Origin of the sequence: Halococcus morrhuae DSM 1307, from assembly GCF_000336695.1 — an archaeon.
GTDB lineage: Archaea > Halobacteriota > Halobacteria > Halobacteriales > Halococcaceae > Halococcus > Halococcus morrhuae.
This window is the reverse complement of sequence record NZ_AOMC01000091.1, coordinates 1-19,797: the sequence shown is the minus strand read 5'-3', so window position 1 is coordinate 19,797 and position 19,797 is coordinate 1. Positions and strand designations below refer to the sequence as shown.

At 66.1% G+C, this 19,797-nt stretch carries 21 protein-coding genes; 6 read left to right on the top strand and 15 right to left on the bottom strand.

The window, feature by feature from the left end:
* Positions 1-264: 264 nt before the first annotated feature.
* Positions 265-507 (top strand): hypothetical protein, encoded by a 243-nt coding sequence (locus C448_RS16135; RefSeq protein ID WP_004052807.1) that lies wholly within the window; start codon positions 265-267, stop codon positions 505-507.
* Between the two features lie 128 nt (positions 508-635).
* Here C448_RS16135 and C448_RS06080 read toward each other — a convergent pair whose 3' ends face one another.
* The 5 genes from C448_RS06080 to C448_RS06060 form a co-directional block, all read right to left on the bottom strand.
* Positions 636-1,457, bottom strand: a complete 822-nt coding sequence (locus C448_RS06080; RefSeq protein ID WP_004052794.1) for an SDR family oxidoreductase — start codon at positions 1,455-1,457, stop codon at positions 636-638.
* Between the two features lie 28 nt (positions 1,458-1,485).
* Positions 1,486-2,277 carry an endonuclease V gene (locus tag C448_RS06075; protein ID WP_004052792.1) on the bottom strand — a complete coding sequence of 264 codons (792 nt, stop codon included), beginning with the start codon at positions 2,275-2,277 and terminating at the stop codon, positions 1,486-1,488.
* Positions 2,277-3,197 carry a rhomboid family intramembrane serine protease gene (locus tag C448_RS06070; RefSeq protein WP_004052790.1) on the bottom strand — a complete coding sequence of 307 codons (921 nt, stop codon included), beginning with the start codon at positions 3,195-3,197 and terminating at the stop codon, positions 2,277-2,279. Before C448_RS06070 ends, C448_RS06075 begins: the two co-directional genes overlap by 1 nt.
* A 334-nt stretch (positions 3,198-3,531) precedes the next feature.
* A complete protein-coding gene (locus tag C448_RS06065) occupies positions 3,532-4,101 on the bottom strand; it encodes an NUDIX hydrolase (protein ID WP_004052788.1) in 570 nt (189 codons plus the stop codon).
* 44 nt (positions 4,102-4,145) lie between these two features.
* Positions 4,146-5,087, bottom strand: coding sequence for a diacylglycerol/lipid kinase family protein (locus C448_RS06060; protein WP_004052787.1), 942 nt, complete (start codon positions 5,085-5,087; stop codon positions 4,146-4,148).
* A gap of 51 nt (positions 5,088-5,138) precedes the next feature.
* Here C448_RS06060 and C448_RS06055 point away from each other — a divergent pair, with 51 nt between their 5' ends.
* On the top strand, positions 5,139-5,846 hold the full coding sequence (locus tag C448_RS06055) for a CehA/McbA family metallohydrolase (RefSeq protein WP_004052785.1): 708 nt from the start codon (positions 5,139-5,141) through the stop codon (positions 5,844-5,846).
* Positions 5,847-6,024: 178 nt separating this feature from the next.
* On the opposite strand, the gene C448_RS06050 is transcribed toward C448_RS06055, so the two are convergent.
* Positions 6,025-6,438: an Lrp/AsnC family transcriptional regulator gene (locus C448_RS06050; protein WP_004052783.1), complete on the bottom strand. Its 414-nt coding sequence runs from the start codon at positions 6,436-6,438 to the stop codon at positions 6,025-6,027.
* Positions 6,439-6,535: 97 nt separating this feature from the next.
* On the opposite strand from C448_RS06050, the gene carA reads away from it, so the two are divergent.
* Positions 6,536-7,597 (top strand): glutamine-hydrolyzing carbamoyl-phosphate synthase small subunit, encoded by a 1,062-nt coding sequence (carA, locus tag C448_RS06045; RefSeq protein ID WP_004052781.1) that lies wholly within the window; start codon positions 6,536-6,538, stop codon positions 7,595-7,597.
* Here the strand turns inward: carA and C448_RS06040 are convergent.
* The 8 genes from C448_RS06040 to C448_RS06005 form a co-directional block, all read right to left on the bottom strand.
* On the bottom strand, positions 7,594-8,973 hold the full coding sequence (locus C448_RS06040; protein WP_004052779.1) for an RDD family protein: 1,380 nt from the start codon (positions 8,971-8,973) through the stop codon (positions 7,594-7,596). The two genes, carA and C448_RS06040, sit on opposite strands and share 4 nt — an antisense overlap.
* A 71-nt stretch (positions 8,974-9,044) precedes the next feature.
* On the bottom strand, positions 9,045-12,281 hold the full coding sequence (gene carB / locus C448_RS06035; protein WP_004052778.1) for a carbamoyl-phosphate synthase large subunit: 3,237 nt from the start codon (positions 12,279-12,281) through the stop codon (positions 9,045-9,047).
* A 296-nt stretch (positions 12,282-12,577) separates the two neighbouring features.
* Positions 12,578-12,802: a helix-turn-helix domain-containing protein gene (locus C448_RS06030; RefSeq protein WP_004052776.1), complete on the bottom strand. Its 225-nt coding sequence runs from the start codon at positions 12,800-12,802 to the stop codon at positions 12,578-12,580.
* Between the two features lie 87 nt (positions 12,803-12,889).
* Positions 12,890-13,420: a DUF5815 family protein gene (locus C448_RS06025; protein ID WP_004052774.1), complete on the bottom strand. Its 531-nt coding sequence runs from the start codon at positions 13,418-13,420 to the stop codon at positions 12,890-12,892.
* A 51-nt stretch (positions 13,421-13,471) separates the two neighbouring features.
* The gene (locus tag C448_RS06020) at positions 13,472-14,335 is read right to left on the bottom strand and encodes a hypothetical protein (RefSeq protein ID WP_004052773.1); all 864 of its coding nucleotides are present in this window, start codon (positions 14,333-14,335) and stop codon (positions 13,472-13,474) included.
* 46 nt (positions 14,336-14,381) lie between these two features.
* Positions 14,382-14,795 carry a DUF7124 domain-containing protein gene (locus tag C448_RS06015; protein WP_004052772.1) on the bottom strand — a complete coding sequence of 138 codons (414 nt, stop codon included), beginning with the start codon at positions 14,793-14,795 and terminating at the stop codon, positions 14,382-14,384.
* A 51-nt stretch (positions 14,796-14,846) separates the two neighbouring features.
* Positions 14,847-16,088: an NAD(P)/FAD-dependent oxidoreductase gene (locus tag C448_RS06010; protein ID WP_004052771.1), complete on the bottom strand. Its 1,242-nt coding sequence runs from the start codon at positions 16,086-16,088 to the stop codon at positions 14,847-14,849.
* Between the two features lie 97 nt (positions 16,089-16,185).
* Positions 16,186-16,938, bottom strand: coding sequence for an SDR family NAD(P)-dependent oxidoreductase (locus tag C448_RS06005; protein WP_004052769.1), 753 nt, complete (start codon positions 16,936-16,938; stop codon positions 16,186-16,188).
* A gap of 141 nt (positions 16,939-17,079) precedes the next feature.
* On the opposite strand from C448_RS06005, the gene C448_RS06000 reads away from it, so the two are divergent.
* Complete coding sequence (locus C448_RS06000; RefSeq protein WP_004052768.1) at positions 17,080-17,667, top strand: DUF6149 family protein; 588 nt, start codon at positions 17,080-17,082, stop codon at positions 17,665-17,667.
* On the opposite strand, the gene C448_RS05995 is transcribed toward C448_RS06000, so the two are convergent.
* Complete coding sequence (locus tag C448_RS05995; protein ID WP_004052766.1) at positions 17,664-18,047, bottom strand: hypothetical protein; 384 nt, start codon at positions 18,045-18,047, stop codon at positions 17,664-17,666. The genes C448_RS06000 and C448_RS05995 overlap by 4 nt on opposite strands.
* Positions 18,048-18,150: 103 nt before the next feature.
* Here C448_RS05995 and C448_RS05990 point away from each other — a divergent pair, with 103 nt between their 5' ends.
* Positions 18,151-18,789, top strand: coding sequence for an adenylate kinase (locus tag C448_RS05990; protein WP_004052764.1), 639 nt, complete (start codon positions 18,151-18,153; stop codon positions 18,787-18,789).
* A gap of 74 nt (positions 18,790-18,863) precedes the next feature.
* Complete coding sequence (locus C448_RS05985; RefSeq protein ID WP_004052761.1) at positions 18,864-19,796, top strand: DUF106 domain-containing protein; 933 nt, start codon at positions 18,864-18,866, stop codon at positions 19,794-19,796.
* The last annotated feature ends 1 nt before the right edge of the window (position 19,797 follow it).

Genomic DNA, 19,797 nt, shown 5'->3' with positions numbered 1-19,797 from the left:
CATGGCGTTTCTCGCGACGGTTGCATCGTATCTGTCGGTGCTCGTCGGTGGGATGGCGCTCGCCGTTCCGGGCACCATCGGCTGGGGGGGGTTTTTCGTGTTCGCCCTCCCCGGACTGTATCTCTATTTTCGACTGTTTCTCTCCACGCCGGCGGTGATGATCGACGGGTACGGGCNGGCACCATCGGCTGGGTGGGGTTTTTCGTGTTCGCCCTCCCCGGACTGTATCTCTATTTTCGACTGTTTCTCTCCACGCCGGCGGTGATGATCGACGGGTACGGGCCGGCCGAGGCGCTCACCACGAGCTGGCGACTGATGAACGGCTCCGTCCTCGCCACCGCGTTCGCGGTCACGCTCGTGTTCGTCTGTGGGCTCGTCGTTCTCGTCCCGTTGCTCGGGATCGTTCAGTCGTCGTTCGTCGCGGACATCGGCGGCGTCCTCATCATGGACACGTTTCTGGCCGGGATGCAGGCGTTTCTCTACCTGCAGCTCGCCGAAAGCTCCTGACTGTTCGTTGACGACGATCCAGTAACCACGTCATCAGTCCCTATCTCCCTGTGTCGAGAGCGTCAATAGTCACGTTTGTTAAGGAACTCATTCGGCTGGCAGACAGTACACACGTGACCGGTTTCGAGCTATACGAAGCGACGAACGAGATCGTAGAGCGAATTGCGCACGCCGGCGGGGAGGAAGCGAGCGTACTCGGCGACTCCCGCGAGCGTTCCGACGGGATAGCGCGCCGGCGGGTCGGGTGCGACCGCCGCATCGAGGATCGCATCGGCGACTTCCGTGGGGCTGACGGTGCCGACACCGCCCTCGACCACGGTCCGGTAGTCGTCGAAGTAGTCGTAGAACAGCTCGTAGGCACCCGATCGTTCGAGCCCATCGAGTTCGTCGCCGGCACGCTCGTCGAACGCGGTGGCGACCGGGCCCGGTGCGACGACCGACACGTCGATACCGTAGTCGGCGACCTCCGTGCGCAGCGCCTCGGACATCGCTTCGAACGCGGATTTCGAGCCGGCGTAGACGCCACGACCGGGCGTGACGAAGCGACCGGCGGTGCTCGAAACGTTGATGATACGGCCACGGCCGCGGTCGCGCATGTGCGGGAGGACAGCCCGGATCAGTCGGTGCGGGCCGAAGGCGTTGGTCTCGAACTGCTCGCGGACCCGTTCGGTGGGGACGTCCTCGATCGGCCCGAACTGGCCGTAGCCCGCGTTGTTCACCAAGCAGTCGATCCTGTCGGTGTCCTCGACGATCCGCTCGACGACGCTCTCGACCTGATCGTCGTCGGTCACGTCGAGCGCGGCGGNCTCACAGCCCGCCATTTCGAGATCCGAGACGTCGGCGTCGTCACGGGCGGTCGCGTAGACGGTCCATTCGGCGTCGAGGAAGGCCTCGGCCGTCGCGCGGCCGATGCCCGACGAACAGCCCGTGATGAGTACGGTTTTCGCCATTCTATCCCATTCCTCTCGGGCCGGGTAGTTAACTTCCGTCGTTCCGCGCCTGCTCGCCGAACTCGCCTTTCGCCGTCGCGGCGTGGCTGTCGGCGAGTCGCGTCGGTTCGGGAAGTTTGTAGCCATCACAGAGCTGCTCGACGAGGTCCGTGGCCGTCTCGGGACCGACGCGATGGCCCGGGCTCACGTAGACCGGGTTGATGTGGCGATTCCCGGAGTCGTACTGGCGCGTCTGGAGCGCGTAGCCGATCGTTCCCTCGACCTCCTCGACGTCCTCGTCGGCGTCGATGGCGACGCGCGCTCCCTCCGAACGTCCATCGAGCGAGCCCCGCGGGGTACCACAGAGGAGGCTCTTGGCCACGCCGATGCTTGGGAGATCGAACACGACGCCGAGGTGGGTGGCGAGGCCCGCCTCGCGGTAGTGGATGCGACCGCTGCCGTCGAACACCGCGAGGTCGGGCTCGGCATCGAGGGCTTCGAGCGCCGCGACGATCGCCCCGGCTTCGCGAAAGGAGAGCAGACCGGGGATGTACGGGAACTCGCAGTCGACGGCGGCACTCGCGCGTTCGACGACCTCGCCGTCGCGCAGGGCGACGACCGCGCCGACCGCCCGCTCGTCGAGGAAGGCCTGGTCGATACCGACCACGATGGGCGAGTCGCCGGTCGTGGCTGTGAGCGTGTTCGCCATCGAAACGGTCGCGGGATCGAACGGGAACTCGTCCGCGAAGATCGCCTCGTCGGCAACCGTGCGCTGGAGGGTCTCCATCTCCTCGCGCGAGCTACTGGGGTCGGGGATGAACTCCGGACGGACGGGGTCCATCAGAACGGTCCCCGTCCACGCCCGGGACCGCCCATGCCGCCACCGCCACGCCCGCCGCCGAACTGGAGCTGATTGGGCATGCGCTTTCGACCCTTGACGCGCCGGCCGTAGGCGAGCCCGATGAGCAAACCGACGAGGTGAGCGACGTTGGCGACGCCGGCGATTCCCGGTCCGCCGAGCGCGCCCGAGACCGAGATGACGACGTAACCGATGGTGAGCAGCCAGATCGGGACGGGGATGAAGAAGTAGAGATAGACGCGGAGATCGGGCTTGAGAACGGTCAGTACGCCCATGATCGCGAGTGCGGCACCGCTCGCACCGAGTGCACCCGTGATCCCGCCCTGAAACATCTCGATACCGATCTGTCCGAGTCCGGCGAGCGCGCCGCTCCCGAGAAAGAGCAGGGTGAAATCGCGCGAACCGATGTAGTTCTCGACGATTCGCCCGAAGAAGTAGATAACGATCCCGTTGACCAGGAGATGGAAGAATCCACCGTGAGCGAAGATCGAGGTGAACCACGTCCAGACGTACTCGGGGTGCTGTGGCGAGATCACGAACACCGCGTTCCAGAGCTGACTGCCGGGTGGTGAACCCAATGGAGGGAAGACGATGAACTGCAGCGCGAAGGTGATGAACATCAGTCCGAGGAAGACGAACGTCATGTTGCCGCGGAAGTAGCCGAGCGGGCCACCGGTACCGGTGTCGAGCAGCCCCGAGAGCCAGCCCGACGACCCGCCGCCTCGGTTGTTCACGCTGTCGTCGAACCCGCTGTCGAAGACGCCCTCGGGATCGTTCCAGTTGTCGAGGCCCGGACAGTTGTGACTCTCGGGCAGACGGTGCTCGCCACAGAAGGTCCCGCCGCAATGTCGGCAGTGGTACGGCATGTTTTCCGATCTGCCGCAGACGTCACACGTCGCCATTGTCCGCCACTAGCACCGACGAGTCAAGTCCGTTGGGGTACGGCACCCGCCAGCCATGTTGCGGCTGCGACGTGGCCGCCATGGCGGTCGCGGTTCCTGGTGGATGAAGGGCGAGGGGCGCGAGCGAGCGAAGCGAGTGAGTAGCGAACGGAGTGAGCGCGCCCCGAGGGCTTCGGCGGTGCTGTCAGAGCGGTTGCGGTAGCATCCGCGCGAACGTAGTGAGCGCGGTTCACCGCGAGCGCCGCAGGCGCGAGCGGGAGTTTTTAGCGTAGCTTTTTGCAAGGAGCGGTACGCGAGCGAAGCGAGCGTACCCGACGCAGTAAAAAGCTACGTGTTAGAAGTCGCGGCGCATGGCGATCTCGAACCAGGGACAGAGATCGAGCTGGCGATACCAGCGCGGATGCTCGTGGAGGCGCTCGTAGGGGACCCAGAGCACGCCGCCGACCTCGCTGTTGTCGGGATCGATCGTGGTGTCGGTGAGCGTCGCCTTCAGGACGGTGCAGACCTCCCATTCGAGCCCCTCGTCGTAGTAGTAGCGTTTGTACTCGAAGCGGTCGGTCGCCCGGAGATCGTCGTACTGGTCGGGCGTGACGCCGAGTTCCTCTTCGAGTCGTTTGCGCGTGGCGTCGAGCTGCTCCTCACCCTCGCGGGGGTGGGAGGCCACGGTTCCATCCCAGCCGGCGTCCCAGAGGCGTTTCTCGGGGCTGCGCTGGGCGAGCAGGAGGTTGCCCATCTCGTCGAACAGCATCGCGGTGAACGCGCGGTGGCGGACGCCGTCGCCGGTGTGGGCGTCGAGGCGTCCGACGATCCCCTCGGAGTCGTCGTTTTCGTCGACGGCGACGAGCTGCTGGTCGGCGTTCGGGTGGGTGTCGCCCGTTTCATCGGCGGCGTCTCGTGTGCTCATGGTGGTCTCTCGCGGACTGCGTTCATATTGCCTTCGACTGCGGCCTACTGCTCGTCGATCGCCGGCGGGTCGGGCTCGTAGCCGTCGCCGACGCGGATCGAGAGCGCGCTCGCGTCGACGTCGATGTCGAGTTCGCGCGCCGAGAGCATCTCGCCGTCGAGGCTGAACGTACCCGGATCGCCCTCTCGAACCGAGATCGACAGGGACGAACTTTCGAGCCGGGTGATGTTCGCGGTGTCGCTGCCGACCAGTCGCCGGAGCGTCGCCTCGCCGACGAGCTGACCCGTCGGGCGGTCCTCGATGACGGTGATCTCGAACCGGCCGTCCTCCATGTCGGCCTGAGTGCGCCCTTCGACGGGGAAGCGTCGGCCGTTGCCCACGAGGACGAACGCCGCGTCGCCGCTCCAGGCGTCGTCGCCGGCGGCGGTCTCGATGGAGAGCGGGAGGCCGTCGAAGTCGGTCGCCGTTCGGACGGTGTTGACGACGTAGGCGAGCACGCCGAGCGAGTCCTTCATCTCCGAGGTGGTCTCGGAACTCGCGTTGGCGGTCAGCCCCGCGATGGCGGAGTTGACGAACGGATGGCCGTTGGCGATGCCGAGATCGATCGTCCGTGTCTCGCCGTCGGCGAGCACCTCGAACCCGTCCGCGATGCTCTCGACGCCGATGTTGCCCGCGAAGTTGTTGCCCGTGCCCGTCGGGACGATGCCGACGACGGTCGAATCGAATGCGTCGGCTTCGTGGAGCCCGCGCACGACCTCGTGAACGGTGCCGTCGCCGCCGGCCGCCCCGAGATAGTCGGCGTCGCTCTCGCGGGCGAGCTCGATGGCGTCGCCGCTCTCGCTCGTCTCCCGGACCGAAAAGTCGTATTCGTCGGCGTAGTCGTAGATCTCGTCCGTGTGATCGGCGCTCCCGCTGAGCGGATTGTAGATGAGTTCGCGCGTGTCCGTCCCGCCGTCGGAGCGGACCGGCGATCCCGCCGTGGTCATGTAGCGACCTCACGTCGCAACAACAAAGGCCTACCGACACCGCGTTCGGCCGTGTACCGCATCGACCTCCACGCGCACACGCGCTTTTTTCACGGTCATCGGCGGCTTGGCGACGTCTACGACCCGCTCGGCGGCCGACTGCTCGCGGGGGTCGCACGGGCGCGCGGTCTCGACGGGGTCGCCACCACCAACCACGACTACTACCGCGCGTTCGACGACGAGATCACTGGCGTGGCCGTACTCCCTGGCATCGAGATCTCGACCACGCGGGGACACGTGCTCGTGGTCGGGCCGAACCCCCCGAGCGAGACCGATCCCGGAGAGCTGACACCCGGTGAGGTCGTCGACATCGCCCACGAACGCGACTGTGCGGCCATCATCGCTCATCCGTACCGCAACTCCACGGTGAGAGAGGCCGATGCCGCCTTCGACGCCATCGAGGTCAACGGCAAGCATCCCCGGACTCGCGAGTGGGTCGAGCGTCTCGCCGATCAGTACGAGCTGCCGATGACCGGCGGTAGCGACGCTCACTATCCGATCGAGGTCGGGCGCGCCTACACCGCAGTCGACGTCGACGATCCGACACCCGAAAACGTCGTCGCGGCCATTCGCGACGGGCGTGTCGAGCCCCGCGTCGCCGACTGGCTCCCCTATCGCCTCATCGGCCGACTCTATCGGTATATCCATGCCGAGAAGGACCAACTCGACGCGCCCGACTGGGCGACGCCCGGCGTCGGGACGCCGCCGGAGGACGATTGACGGTGCCCTGAGTATATCGGTTGGACCGTCCACGAACATCTATGACGACATCGAAGACGAAACGCTTGGGCCGGGACGCGTTCCCGACGGCGACGGGACCCGAAGATGGCGATGTGGAGTGGCGGCGCGTGGAGCTGTTTTCTTCGTTCGGATCGCTAAGTTCCTGATGTAACCCGACTCATTCGCGCCGTTCGTCCAGAATGAGTCTGGTCTTCGTCGAGATGACGTCGTCGAGTTCGCGCGCCTCCGTGATGAGATCGTTGACGGCGCTCGTGTCGGCCGCGTCGACGATCAGCACGACGTCCTCCTCGCCGCTGACCTGCCAGACGAAATCGACCTCGGGCCACTCGGCCATCCGTTCGGAGACCGCCGAGGTGTCGACGTCGACGGCAACGCTCACCTCGATCATCGCCTTGATATTTCCGGTCCGGGTGGTCACGGTGAACCGCTCGATCGTCTCATCATCGATGAGCCGCTCGACGCGATTCCTGACCGTTCCCTCGGAGGTACCGACCTTGGTGGCGATCTCGGTGTAGGGCGTTCGGGAGTCCCGTCGGAGCACATCCAGAATCCGGCGGTCGAGGTCGTCCATCCCTCCCCTACCGGTGGCCGACACTTCACGATTACGAATATCGTAACTTTGTTTCGAACACAACGGTTATTAGGGGTGCGTCTGTACGCATATCGTAATGACAGAGGCCTACGTCGCCATCGAGGGTGGTATCGTGCTGACCGGACGCTCGCGCGCGCCGGGTACCGCCCGTGGCGAACTGGTGTTCACGACGGCGTACACGGGCTACGAGGAGAGCCTCACCGACCCCTCCTACGCCCAGCAGATACTCACGTTCTCGTACCCGCTCATCGGGAACTACGGGGTTCGTGACGAACGCTTCGAATCTAGCCATGTGCAGCCCACCGCAGTGCTCGCCCGCGAACTCACCGACGACGTGGCGGAGTGGCTCACCGAGGCAGGCGTGCCGGCGCTTGACCGCCTCGATACGCGGGACGTGGTGACCGAACTCCGCGAGGAGGGCGCGATGAAGTGTGGTATCGCCGCTGGCCCCGACGCCAGCCCGGAGGCCGCACGCGAGCAGCTCGAACAGTGCAAAGGGATGAGCGAGCACGTCGACATCGGTGCCGACGTCAGCGTCACCGAGCCGGTCCGTCACGAGGGTGGCGAGTACGAGATCGCGCTCATCGACTGCGGTGCGAAGGGCTCGATCGTCTCCTCGCTGCTCGATCGCGGCGCGAGCGTCACCGTCCTCCCCTACGACGCGACGCCCGACGACGTGCGCGAGGTCGATCCAGACCTGCTCTTCCTCTCGAACGGCCCGGGTGATCCGGCGAACTTCGATGCCGCACAGGAGCTCGTCGACACGTTCGTCGGCGACCTCCCGATCGCCGGCATCTGTCTCGGCCAGCAGGTCGTCGCGCGGGCGCTCGGCGGCAGCACCGAGAAGATGGCCTTCGGCCACCGCGGCGTGAACCAGCCCGTCCGTGATCTCGACAGCGACAGAGTCGTGATGACCACCCAGAACCACGGCTACGCCGTCACCGAACCGGGCGAACTCGACGTCACACAGATCAACGTCAACGACGACACGCCCGAGGGGCTCGAAAGCGACGACCTCGGCGTTCTCACCCGCCAGTACCACCCCGAGGCGAACCCCGGCCCGCACGACTCGCTCGACTTCTTCGACGACGTCCTCGAACTCGCGGGCACCACGCGCGTCGCGGCGACCGCCGACTAACTTCTCACTCTGATTTCGGTTCCGGCGACGAGATCGCCAAGACGCTGATCGCGATCGGTCGCCAGCACGAGAACGAACCCGAGCAGGTAGAAAACGACGAAATCGACCGGTCGCAACAGGTTGCGGAGGAGACACGCCCGAATCGAGGCCGGCGATCCGTCGGCAGCGGTGACGGTCAATCCTTCGAGATGTTTGCCGAGCGTCCGCCCGTAGTGAGCTTCGAGCAGCACGTGGTACGCGAGCGGCGTCAGCACGATCCCGGCGAGCACGCCCGCGAGAAAGCTATCGAGCAGACTCCGTGTCACGATCCCGAGCGTGAACGCGGGAATCCACACCAGCACGCCGAGTGCGACGAAATCGACGACACTCGCGGCCGCCCGCGCGCCCGCGGAGCCGAGCTCTCCGGTGATGCGATCGTCGCTCGCGGTCGAGTCGGCCGGCGAGACGTCCTCGATCCGTCCCGGCGCGCGGAGCCACCGGGGCGTGTACGCCCGCTCGACGGTCAGTCCTGCATCGCTCGCGTGGTCGGCCATCCCGGAGAGGTGGGCCAGGCCGGTCACGAGAACGGCCGCATCGTAGCCCTCCTCGCGAGTGATGGTTACGATTCGCTCGGCCATGTGCTCGTTGCGCCCGTCGAGCGTCCGAGTGACGAACACCGAGAAGGCGAGGAACATTGTCAGCACGAACCAGCCGACGAGCGACTCGACGGCGAGCGCCATCGCGACCACGACGAAGAGTACGGGAATGCGGGTCGCTACCGCGACGGTCGTGTTCGTGCTCACGGCCAGTGCGGCCGCGGTAGCGACGGGCAGCGCAGTGAGTGCGAGCGCAAACACGCCGATAAACGGGTCCAAGACGGTGCTGACACCAATCAGGGCGACGAGCGCGACTGTCCCAACGAGCACGCCGCCCGTCCTGTCCCTCCGAGCGACAGTTCTGATCGCGACGCCACCGACGAGAAGAACGACGCACGTGATCCCCGCGGCGAGCGGTGCGATCACGAGAAACGCGAGCAGCGTCACCCAGTTGAGGGCGATCGCGATCGGCCCCGCCGTGGCCATGAGCGTCCAGGGATGCCGGTCGACCGTGTGAACCGGACAGTCGAGCTGTGCGGCGACGATATGCTCGGTCGAATCGAGACGGCGGTTGAACAGCAGATAGTACGGCGCGCGAACGAGATCGAGAACGATCCCGCCGAGGACGAGCAGCGGGACGGCGAGCAGCGCGCGCAGCGCCGCCCGCCGCGAGAGCGCGTGCTCGGGCCACTCGACGAACACCGCCTCCGCCTCCTCGCTCGCGACGAACGCCGACAGCTCGCCGGCGACCTTCGAACGCCGATCGAAATGGATCGCACCGAACAGGGCGAGGCGGCTCATTCGCCGATTGTTTCTCGGCAGCCGACAAATAGTTGTGCTGCGACCGTTAGCGCACCCGTCGGTCGATTACGTCAGTTGCCCCACTCGCGCGCGGTCGTCGGCCGCTCGCTCACCGCCGCGATCGCCGAATCCTCCTCGCGGGCCGCGAGCGCGTCGAGCGCCGCCTCGGCACTGGCCGTCGTCGAGAAGTAGGTGACGTCCTCCTCGACGCAGACTTCGAGCGCCGCGCGGTCGCGCGAGACCACGAGATCGACGTCGCCGTTGCGGATAGCCTGCGGGAGATCGTCGAACTCTCCGATCTCGAAGCGCTCGGCGAACCCGTCTTGGAGTGCGCGCCCTGCATCGCTGTCGGGAGCGGGGAACTCCGCGTCGGCGAGATCGACGACCGCCGTTCCCGCATCGGGGATCGGCTTGCTCGTCGCGGTCTGTGTCTTGTCGTAGGCCTTCCCGAAGCTGCCGGCGGTACCCATCACCTCGCCCGTGCTCTTCATCTCCGGGCCAAGGCGGGGATCGCTGCCCGGCAGGCGATCGAACGGGAGCACGACTTCCTTGACGCTCGTCTGCTCGGGCACCTGCTCGGCCGTGTCGAGGTCGGCGAGCGACGTCCCGGCCATCACCTGGGCGGCGAGCTTCGCGATAGGGACACCGGTCGCCTTCGAGACGAAGGGCACGGTTCTGGAGGAGCGCGGGTTCGCCTCCAGAACGAACACCTCGCCGTCCCGCACCGCGAGCTGGACGTTGAGCAGCCCGACGGTTTCGAGCGCCCGTGCGATCTCCTCGACGACCTCGCGCACCCGTCCCAGCACCTCGCTGTCGAGCGATTCGGGCGGGATCATACAGGCCGAATCGCCGGAGTGGACGCCGGCCGATTCGACGTGTTCCATGATCCCGCCGATGAGAACGTCCTCACCGTCGGCCACCGCATCGACGTCGAGCTCGATCGCGCCCTCCAGGAACTCGTCGATGAGGATCGGCTGATCGGGGCTCACGTGGATCGCCTCCTCGACGTACTGGCGGAGTTCGTCGTCGTCGTGAACGACGTCCATTGCGCGTCCGCCGAGGACGTAGCTCGGACGTACGAGGACGGGATACCCGATCTCGTGGGCGAGATCGAGTGCTTCGGCCTCGCTTTCGGCCGCACCGCCGGCCGGCTGGGAAATTCCCAGTTCGTCCATGAGATGGTTGAACCGATCCCGGTTTTCGGCGAGATCCATCGCCTCGACGGTCGTACCGAGCACCTCACAGTCGAGGCCGCGCCGGTCGAGTTCGGCCTGGAGCCCGCGGCCGATGTCGACGGAGGTCTGGCCGCCGAACTGGACCATCACGCCGTCGGCACCGGTCGATTCGATCACGTCGGCGACCTCCTCGGGGGTGATCGGTTCGAAGAACAGTCCATCGGAGGTGTCGTAGTCCGTCGAGACGGTCTCGGGGTTGTTGTTGACGACGTGGGCGTCGATACCCTGCTCGCGGAGCGCGCGCACGGCGTGCACGGTACAGTAGTCGAACTCGACGCCCTGACCGATGCGGATGGGGCCGCCGCCGACGATCACGACGCTCTCGACGTCGCGGTCGACACGCACCTCGTCGGTCGCGAGCGCCGAGTCGCCGCCGAATCCCGGTTCACGCGCGGAGTAGTAGTACGGCGTCGAGGCGGCGAACTCGCCGGCGCAGGTGTCGACCTGTTTGAAGTCACGATCCGGGGCGTTCGCACCCACTTCATCGACGGTGGCGTCGTCGACCTCGACCGCACCGCTGCCGTCGGCGCGCGTCATCGCGTCGTCGCCGGCGGCCATCGCCGCGACCTCCTGATCGGTGAAGCCGACCGCGGCGGCCGCCTCGAACTCGCCGTCGGCCGCTTCGCCTGCCGCCGCGGCGATGTTCGCGTACCGCTCGACGTACCACGATTCGATCCCGGTGAGCTCGGCGACCGCCTCGACGGAGTAGCCACGGTCGAACGCCTCGAACATCGCGTACGGGCGGTCGGGCGTCGGCCGTTTGAGGTAGTCCGTTTCGAGCGTCGCGTCGTCCATCGCTGCCCACTCGACGTCGGGTTCGTACTCGGTCGAGCGCAGCGCCTTGAGAAGCGACTCCTCGAAGGTGCGTCCGATGGCCATCGCCTCGCCCGTGGATTTCATCGCGGTACCGAGTTCGAACTCGACGTCGCGGAACTTCTCGTTTGGCCATCTCGGCACCTTCGTCACCACGTAGTCGATCGCCGGCTCGAAGGCGGCGGTCGTCTCGCCGGTGATCTCGTTGTCGATCTCGTGGAGACGCTTGCCGAGCGCGACCTTTGCCGTGATGCGCGCGATGGGATAGCCCGTCGCCTTGGAGGCGAGCGCCGACGAGCGCGACACTCTGGGGTTCACCTCGACGACACGGTATTCGCCGCCGGGTGTGCCGTCGTCGCGCCAGGCGAACTGGATGTTACAGCCGCCCTGAATGCCGAGATCGCGGATCACGTCGAGCGCCGCGGTGCGCATCTCCTGGTGGCCGTCGTCCGGGATGACCTGTGAGGGTGTGACGACCGTCGACTCGCCCGTGTGGATGCCCATCGGGTCGAGGTTTTCCATGTTGCAGATGACGATACAGGAGTCGTCGGCGTCGCGCATCACCTCGTATTCGAGCTCGACCCAGCCCGCGATCGATTCGGTGATGAGGACTTCGCTATTCCGAGAGAGCCGGAGTCCCTTCCGCACGCGCTCGTACAACTCCTCGCGCTCCTCGACGACGCCCGACCCGCTCCCGCCGAGCGTGTAGGTGGTCCGGGAGATGACCGGCAGCCCGCCCACCGATGCAACGGCTTCGTCGACGCGCTCGGTGAGGTCGGCCTCCGTGAGTCCCTGTACCGACTCGCCCTCGTCGAGGGTGATGGTCGTCGAGGCGGGCACCGGCTGGCCGATCTCCTTCATCCGCTCCTTGAACAGGTCGCGGTCCTCGGTCGCGTAGATCGTGTCGAGCGGCGTCCCCATGATCTCGACGTCGTACTCCTCCAGTACGCCCTCCTCGGCGAGTTCGGCGGTCACGTTCAGTCCCGTTTGGCCGCCGAGCCCCGCGATGACGCCATCGGGACGCTCCTTGTCGATGATCTCGCTGATGGCCTCGGTCGTGATGGGTTCGATGTAGACCGCGTCGGCCATCTCCGGATCGGTCATGATCGTCGCCGGGTTCGAGTTGACGAGGACGACTCGGGCCCCCTCCTCGGCGAGCGCGCGACAGGCCTGCGCGCCCGAGTAATCGAACTCCGCCGCCTGTCCGATCTGGATTGGACCGCTACCGATCAACAGTATCGTTCTGTCCTCGTCGCTCATTACCCACGCCAGTTCGTACATCGTAATAAGCCCGACGATACACTGCGAGATGCGTAGTTGAGTTTCGATTTTCGAAGCAAATTCTGCCAGGCCATACCGTTTACAAATCCTATTGGCGCGCGGGAGTGCCGAAGGCACGACTCGCGCGAGGGATGAGCACCGGAGTGAGCGAAGCGAGCGAGGAGCGCAATCGGTTGGGGAGGTATGTGGGCTGTGGCGGCGCGGTAACGGGACGCTATTGATTCGAGCTGTGTGAGAAGAGAAATTTTCCCGAATGAAAAGCGACTGTCGGGATGCTACGGCGAATCGACGAGCCGGTAGCGGTATGGCTGGCTCTCGATGACCTCGATGTCGCCGGCGTCGGCTCGCCGTCCCAGCACGGTGGCCACGCGGTGAGGGCTATCGAGCGCCGCGTCGCGTGCGGCGAGGCGTTCATGGATCTCGCGTGCCGTCAGCGCGTCGTCGTTCGCCTCCGCGAGCACCGTCCGAATCCGCTCGAACTCGCCACGGCGGAGCTGCATACGCGATCTACGTTGGCGGAACACATAACATATCGTCAGACGAGTGTCGGACGCGAGCGTCGGCGTTTCCGGACGGGTGCAGAAATCTCAGGCGGGCGTGTCGGTTTCGTGCTCGAAATCGCGCTCGCGGCGGTAGCGATCGACGAATTCCTCGACGTCGAAGGCGTGCATCTGCTCTTCAAACTCGCTTGCGGTCGCCGTGTCGTCGGCGTGACTCACCGCGTGTTCCATCAGTTCGACGATGAGTTCGACGACGATCTCGTGGAGGCGGCGCGCGTCGAAATCGGCGATCCACAGCAGCGCGTAGCCGACGCTGCTGTCCTCGGAGACGTCCTCGGCGACGATCTTCTCGGGGAACTCCTCCAGAACGACGCCCATCAGATGCATCGTGTCGAACTCCTCGCCGTCGGTGGAGTCGATCGTCTCGCGGAGGATCGCGACGAGCGATTCGGGAACGAACCGGCTCGGCGGGTGGACGTCCATCACGACGGCGTGGCGCGCGCCGCAGGCACAGTCGAACTCGCGCACGCCCATATCGAGCTCCGCAACGGCGACCGACTCGCCACACGGCAGCGACACCTCGCCCCCGCGAGCGCCGGGGACGCGTGGCTCGGACATACCAACGGTTGACGCGGCGTGCGGTTAAACTCCGTGGGTGGCCACTACGGGCTACGGCGTCGGTGTCGGCTCGTGTTCGTCGGGCGCGTCACGTTCGGCGCGCAGCTGGTCGTACGCACGGGCCGCGACGGCGATGCCGAAGACGGTCGTGACCGAACCCAGCGCGACGCTCACGATCGTGACTGCGATCGTCGCCAGCCCCGGCGACCCAGCGCCGGCGAGGAAGCCGATCGCGGTGCCGGGGATCGAGACGACGAGACCGATGAGCCAGATGACCACGGCGAGCGCGAACAGTCCGATGCGGTGGCCGCTCGTCAGCCGCCAGCTATCGGTCAGCGCGTCGATGAAGTTCTTGTTCTCGACGGCGATCTCCTGCCGGACGAAGAAAAACGAGGTGGCGAAAAACGCCGCGACGAGCGGGCCGCCGATGAGCAGTCCGATCAGTCCGACGATCCCGCCGATAGTGACGATGAACCAGACGACGATCCCACCGAAGAAGCCGTTCAGCGTCGCCCAGACGATGTTCTCGCGCGCGAACGCGCGGGGAATCGAGTCGGTGTGCTCGCTCACGAGCGTCCGGACGGCGATGATGCGTAGCGCCTCGCCGATGAATGGTGTGAGCGCCGCGAGCGGTGCGGCGACGATCAGCGGGATCGGCAGCGCGAGCGGCTGGGCCCCGGCGGGATCACCTGTCGTGGTCGGTGGCGTGCCCGCTCCGCCAGCTCCGCCGGGATTTGGCGGGGGTGCCTGTGCCGCGAGATCGTTGAGCCGCTCGACCAGTTGGAGGCTCGCCGTCTGGACGAGTACCGCACTTACGAGCCCGAAGATGAGAAAGGCCCCGATCAGCAGCAAGCCGTTGCGGTTGAACGTCCGCGAGAAGCCGCGCCTGATCGCGACATCGATATCGAGCGTCATGTTCCGAACCCGTCCGATCGGATATTAAATGGTTCCCTTCGGCCGACTACGGCCAGTCGTCGCGCGATTCGGTGTCGATCGTGGTCTCCTCGTCGTCACCGTCGCCGAGCGTCCAGCCGGCGGCGTCGGCCGCGTCCTCGACGGGGAGATACTCCCAGTCGAGATCGTCGGCGAGCTCCCGGTCATCGTCGTCCATGCCGACGAAGACGTGGCGCTCGGTGTCGAACTGCTGTTTGACGTTTTCGAGGCTTTCGCGCCGCCCGCGCGGGCCGGAGAAGAAGTCCTGTCGGATACGGTTCTTCCGCGTGAAGTTCGTCACGACGTAGGTCGGCTGCTCGGAGATCACGCCGACGTACTCCGTCCAGCGGCGCGCGCCGGAGAACACGTCGGTCGGCTCCGAGAGCGCCTCCAGCGCACTGAGTTCGAACGCCAATGTCATGTCGCCGCTCCCGCCTTCCATACCGCTGCTGGGACAGCGGCGAGGAAAACGCCTTCGATGGGCCGTGGAGAGCTACTGCTCGGCGGCGGGTGCGAGCTCGTCGAGGTCGACCTCCTCCCGCATCAGCACGTCCTTCTGGTCGGCGACGACGCGCTCCTCGCGGATGAGCTTCTTGTACTTGCTCTGGGGGGCGAGATCGCCGATGAGCACGCCGCCGACGATCTTGCCGTCCTTGAACGCGACCCGTCGCCACTCCGTGTCCGAGAACTTCGCCTCGGCGTGATCGTCGCCGAGTGTCGGATGGCCAAAGGAGAGGAACGGGAAGTCGAAGTGCGTGATCGAGTAGGACGACACCCAGCGGAACGTGGCTTCCTCTCCATCGGCGACCATGTTCTCGCCGGCGATCGAGCCCTGTTCCTTGGCGCTGCCCCACGAGCCGTTCTGGGCGTACTCGTCGAGGATCGTGTCGTAGTAGCGCGTGAGGTCACCGGCGGCGTAGACGTCCTCGACGGAGGTCTGCATGTGCTCGTCGACGACGACGCCGTCGTCGAGTTCGATCTCGGTGTTCTGGAGCAGTTCGAGGTTGAAGTCCAGCCCGATGGCGACGCCGGCGAACTCACAGTCGTAGCGGTCGCCGTCGGGCGTGACGGCGGCGCTGACGTGGCCCGCGTCGTCGGTCTCGAAGTGATCGACGCCGCTGTCGAAGACGGGCGTGACGTTGTTGTCCTCCAGGGCGTCGTGGATGATCTCTGCGCCGTCGTCCGAGAGCGCGTACCGCCACCAGTTCTCGCCGCGCATCAGATAGTGGGCCTCGACGTCCTGTGCGCCACAGATGGCCGCGAAGTCGATGCCGAGCAGGCCCGCACCGACGACGACGCCGCTGTCGGCCGTCTCGGCGCGCTCGGCGATGGCGCGCGCATCCTCGAACGTCCAGAAGTGATGGATGCCCTCGGCGTCGGAGTTCGGCACGGGCAGTTGGACGGGCGTGCCGCCTGTCGCGAGCAGCAGTTTGTCGTAGTCGAACTGTTCGCCTTCGTGGGTGTCGACGGTGTGAGCGTCGGTGTCGATGTCGGTGACGAACGTGTTCAGCCGGAGGTCGATATCGCGCTCGTCGTACCAGTCGGGCTGGTGGATCGACATCGGTGCTGCGGGCAGTTTCCCCTTGGCGAACTCCTTGATGAGAATGCGGTTGTAGAGCGCTTCGCCCTCGTCGGTTATTACTGTGACGTCGGCGTCGGGCGCGTCCTCGCGAACGGTTTCGGCCGCCGAACTGCCGGCGATACCGTCGCCGATGATGACGTACGAGGCGGTCATGGAACGAGTTCGGCACCCCGGGGTAATGTGAATTGCTATCCACGAAGCCGTCCGGCCCGAGCGCCGCTCGGCCGCACGCGACGGCGTTGCTGCCCGTCTATCCCTGTGTCTCGCCGCCGTCGACGGGAAGCGCGTGGGCGGTCACGAACGAGGCGTCGTCCGAGCAGAGCCAGACGATCGCGCTCGCGATCTCCTCGGGCTGTGCCGGCCGGTCCATCGGCACGTCGGCGGTGACCTGGTCGCGCTCCTCGGGCGAGAGAGACTCGATGGCCTCCGTCTCGACGACGGCCGGACAGACGGCGTTGACCCGAACCCCCTCGGTCGCGTACTCGACGCCGGCCGAGCGGGTCAGCCCGACGACGCCGTGTTTGCTCGCCGCGTAGGGCGTCCGCCCGGGGCTGGCCTCGATACCGGCGATCGAGGCGACGTTGACGACCGCTCCGTCGTCATCGCCGTCCAGGATGGCGGGGATCTCGTGTTTCATCCCGAGCCACGTCCCCTTCTGGGCGATCGCTATGACGCGATCCCAGTCGTCCTCGTCGATGTCGGCGGTGCGCGCCGCCGGGGCACCGGCCGCGACGTTGTTCACCGCGAAATCGAGCCCGCCGAACTCGTCGACGGCGAACTCGACCATCGCCGCGACGGCGTCCGAATCACTGACGTCCGCCTCGACGAACGCCGCGGTGCCGCCCTCCTCTTCGATGCGCTCGACCGTCTCTTCGCCCGCGTCGACGTCGATGTCCGAGACGACGACCGACGCGCCCTCGCGGGCGAACCGCTCGGCCGTTTCCCTGCCGATTCCTGCTCCCGCACCGGTCACCAGCGCCACGCTGTTGTCGATTCCGTTCATCTCCACTGATACATACTGACCGTTCATTCAAATTAGTTTCGGTTCACGGACGGCGGGACGTGGATACGAACCAACCGAAAAACGGGCCGTTCCGTCCGCAGGCGGTGCGTTGATGTGGCTCGCGCCCCAACACGTAGACACATGAAACTCCAGCAGTCGGTCCGTCACTTCGCGGCCAAACAGGCGCTCACGATGCCCGTCGTCGGCGAGTTCGCGACCGGGAAGCTCGTCGATCTCCACACGCGCGTGTTCACCGACAAGGCCGATCCCACCCGTGCCGACGAGCGCCGCGAGCATCTCGACGCCTTCTTCGAGGCGGCGATGGATAGTTATGTCGCCGCCCTCGAAGCAGACTACACCGAGGCCGCCGCGCGCGAGATCACGCACGTTCAGGCGAACTTCGACTTCTACAACCACGGCTGGACCGAGATGATGGAGATCCCGCCCGACGAGCTCGACGCCCACTACGACCGCTATCGGGAGTTCTTCGAGACGTTCGCCATCACCATCGACGAGCCGCTCGGTACGTTCGCACCCGCTGGCGGGGTTCCCGAGGCACCGTCGACGCCCGAACAGCTCGACGACGAGACCCATCGCTACACCAAGGGTGGCTTCGCCGACGACGTTTACGTCGAGGGGCCGGACGGCGAACTGCTCGTCGGCGGCCAGGACGAACCCGACGAGGTCGACGTGACCGACGCGCCGGGCATCAGCGACGACGACGTTTAGATGGCCGCGATCCACGCCCGATAGTCAGCGGGTTGCTCGTAGACCGCGATGAACAGTCGATCGACAAACTCGGCGACGCGCTCGGGATCGGCCCGCGCCGCGATACGGACGTTCGTCCCGTCGGCGTCCTCGGGGCTTTCAAGCTCGTCGATGCGGAAGGCGGGATAATCGTTCAGCAGTTCTTTCACTCGATCGAGTTCGTCGTCCGTACAGTCGACGTTCAGGATGCCTTCGGCGAACTGTAGCCACGGTGATCGCTCCTCGTCCTGTGTCTCCGTCTCGACGGTGAGGAACGCGCTCTCGCGCTCCTCGTGAGCACGGATCGCGTCGGCGAACAGCTCCCTTCGTGGTTCTTCGGTCGCGGCATCGAAGCGGGTCATGGATCGGGTTCGCCGCTCGCGGTGAAAAGCGGGCCGCTGTGTCCATCGGGCAAACGACGACGATATCTACAACCCTTTTAGGCCGCGCTTCGATGGGCCGGGTATGAGCGAGAACCAACCCAACGTCCTGCTGCTCGGGCCGCCGGGCGCGGGGAAGGGCACCCAGAGCGCGAACGTCGCCGACGAGTACGACGTTCCACATGTGACGACGGGCGACGCGCTCCGGGCGAACAAGGACATGGAGACCGACTACGGCACGCCACGCGAGTTCATGGATGCCGGCGAGCTCGTGCCCGACCCGGTGGTCAACGAGATCGTCGCCGAGGCGCTCTCGGATGGCGAGGGCTACGTGCTCGACGGCTATCCGCGAAACACCGAGCAGGCCGACTATCTCGCGGATATCACCACGCTCGACGTGGTCTGTCTGCTCGCGGTGAGCGACTCCGAGCTCGTCGAGCGCCTGACTGGAAGACGGGTCTGTGACGACTGCGGCGCGAACTACCACGCCGAGTTCAATCCCCCGGAAGAGGAGGGCGTCTGCGACGAATGCGGCGGCGCGCTGATCCAGCGCGAGGACGACACCGAGGAGACGGTCAAAGAGCGGATCGACGTCTATCACGAGAGCACCGAACCGGTCGTGGACTACTACCGCGAGGCGGGCGTGCTCCGGGAGATCGACGGCGAGGCCACTCCCGAGGAAGTCTGGGAAGAGCTGCGCGAGACGATCGACGCGGCGGTCTGAGCGGTTATCGGAATCGGTTCGAAACGGCTAGCGAAGTAAAAGGTTGATTAGCGCGCACGCTATAGAAGAGGAAAATGGGACGAACAGGCGAGAAAGCGCGCTCGCTGGTCGCCGAGGACCCCGCCTTCGCCGAGGCGCTCACGGTGGTGCTCGACCGATCCGGCCACGCCGCCGACGAACCGACACCCGACGGCGGCACCCACACCATCAGATGGGCCGACGTCAGCGACGACCTCACGAGCGGGCAGTGGGGCCGACTCATCGAGACCGGCATCCTCCACGACGCCGACGGCGACGGCTTCGCGGTCTCGAACCCCGACGAGATCCGCGCGGCGCTCGGCGACGACTCCGTCGAGACCGACGTCGAGGACGAGGATTCCGGCTGGTCGACCTACGACAAGCTCGCCGGGCTTGCGGCGCTCTCGCTGTTTCCTGCCTACGCGGTCATGCCGATCCGCAACGCGGTCGGGCAGGCAGCGGACGTCATCTTCGGCCCGTTCGACGCCGTGTTGCCGTTCTATGCCGTCGTCATCATCCTCTCGGTGCTCACCGGGCTCTACTCGGTGCTGCTCCAGTCGAACCTGATGAACACCGAGAAGATGGGCGCGATCCAGGAACAGATGAACGACATCCAAGAGCGCCGCAAGGAGGCCAAAGAGCGCGGTGACGACGCCGCCCTCGACCGGATTCAGGAGGAGCAGATGGACGCGATGAGCGATCAGCTCGGCATGTTCAAGGAGCAGTTCCGGCCGATGGTCTGGATCCTGCTGCTCACCATCCCGGTGTTCGTCTGGATGTACTGGAAGACGGGCGTCCGCGGCGGCGGTGCCGAGCATATCGTCGCGGCCGAGCGGTCGATCGTCCTGCCGATGCTCGGGCGCATGGAGCTGACCGAGCAGATCGGCGGCTTCGTCTGGGTCTGGCTGGTCTGGTACTTCCTCATCTCCATCTCCTTCCGCCAGATCATCCAGAAATCGCTCAACCTCACCACGACACCGACGGGCTGAA

What these genes read in the sequence shown, in the direction of transcription:
- C448_RS16135 (WP_004052807.1), top strand. Translation starts at nt 265, where the DNA reads ATGATCGACGGGTACGGGCCGGCCGAGGCGCTCACCACGAGCTGGCGA.
- C448_RS06075 (WP_004052792.1), bottom strand. Translation starts at nt 2,277, where the DNA reads ATGGACCCCGTCCGTCCGGAGTTCATCCCCGACCCCAGTAGCTCGCGC.
- C448_RS06070 (WP_004052790.1), bottom strand. Translation starts at nt 3,197, where the DNA reads ATGGCGACGTGTGACGTCTGCGGCAGATCGGAAAACATGCCGTACCAC.
- C448_RS06065 (WP_004052788.1), bottom strand. Translation starts at nt 4,101, where the DNA reads ATGAGCACACGAGACGCCGCCGATGAAACGGGCGACACCCACCCGAAC.
- C448_RS06060 (WP_004052787.1), bottom strand. Translation starts at nt 5,087, where the DNA reads ATGACCACGGCGGGATCGCCGGTCCGCTCCGACGGCGGGACGGACACG.
- C448_RS06050 (WP_004052783.1), bottom strand. Translation starts at nt 6,438, where the DNA reads ATGGACGACCTCGACCGCCGGATTCTGGATGTGCTCCGACGGGACTCC.
- carA (WP_004052781.1), top strand. Translation starts at nt 6,536, where the DNA reads ATGACAGAGGCCTACGTCGCCATCGAGGGTGGTATCGTGCTGACCGGA.
- C448_RS06040 (WP_004052779.1), bottom strand. Translation starts at nt 8,973, where the DNA reads ATGAGCCGCCTCGCCCTGTTCGGTGCGATCCATTTCGATCGGCGTTCG.
- carB (WP_004052778.1), bottom strand. Translation starts at nt 12,281, where the DNA reads ATGAGCGACGAGGACAGAACGATACTGTTGATCGGTAGCGGTCCAATC.
- C448_RS06030 (WP_004052776.1), bottom strand. Translation starts at nt 12,802, where the DNA reads ATGCAGCTCCGCCGTGGCGAGTTCGAGCGGATTCGGACGGTGCTCGCG.
- C448_RS06025 (WP_004052774.1), bottom strand. Translation starts at nt 13,420, where the DNA reads ATGTCCGAGCCACGCGTCCCCGGCGCTCGCGGGGGCGAGGTGTCGCTG.
- C448_RS06020 (WP_004052773.1), bottom strand. Translation starts at nt 14,335, where the DNA reads ATGACGCTCGATATCGATGTCGCGATCAGGCGCGGCTTCTCGCGGACG.
- C448_RS06015 (WP_004052772.1), bottom strand. Translation starts at nt 14,795, where the DNA reads ATGGAAGGCGGGAGCGGCGACATGACATTGGCGTTCGAACTCAGTGCG.
- C448_RS06010 (WP_004052771.1), bottom strand. Translation starts at nt 16,088, where the DNA reads ATGACCGCCTCGTACGTCATCATCGGCGACGGTATCGCCGGCAGTTCG.
- C448_RS06005 (WP_004052769.1), bottom strand. Translation starts at nt 16,938, where the DNA reads ATGAACGGAATCGACAACAGCGTGGCGCTGGTGACCGGTGCGGGAGCA.
- C448_RS06000 (WP_004052768.1), top strand. Translation starts at nt 17,080, where the DNA reads ATGAAACTCCAGCAGTCGGTCCGTCACTTCGCGGCCAAACAGGCGCTC.
- C448_RS05995 (WP_004052766.1), bottom strand. Translation starts at nt 18,047, where the DNA reads ATGACCCGCTTCGATGCCGCGACCGAAGAACCACGAAGGGAGCTGTTC.
- C448_RS05990 (WP_004052764.1), top strand. Translation starts at nt 18,151, where the DNA reads ATGAGCGAGAACCAACCCAACGTCCTGCTGCTCGGGCCGCCGGGCGCG.
- C448_RS05985 (WP_004052761.1), top strand. Translation starts at nt 18,864, where the DNA reads ATGGGACGAACAGGCGAGAAAGCGCGCTCGCTGGTCGCCGAGGACCCC.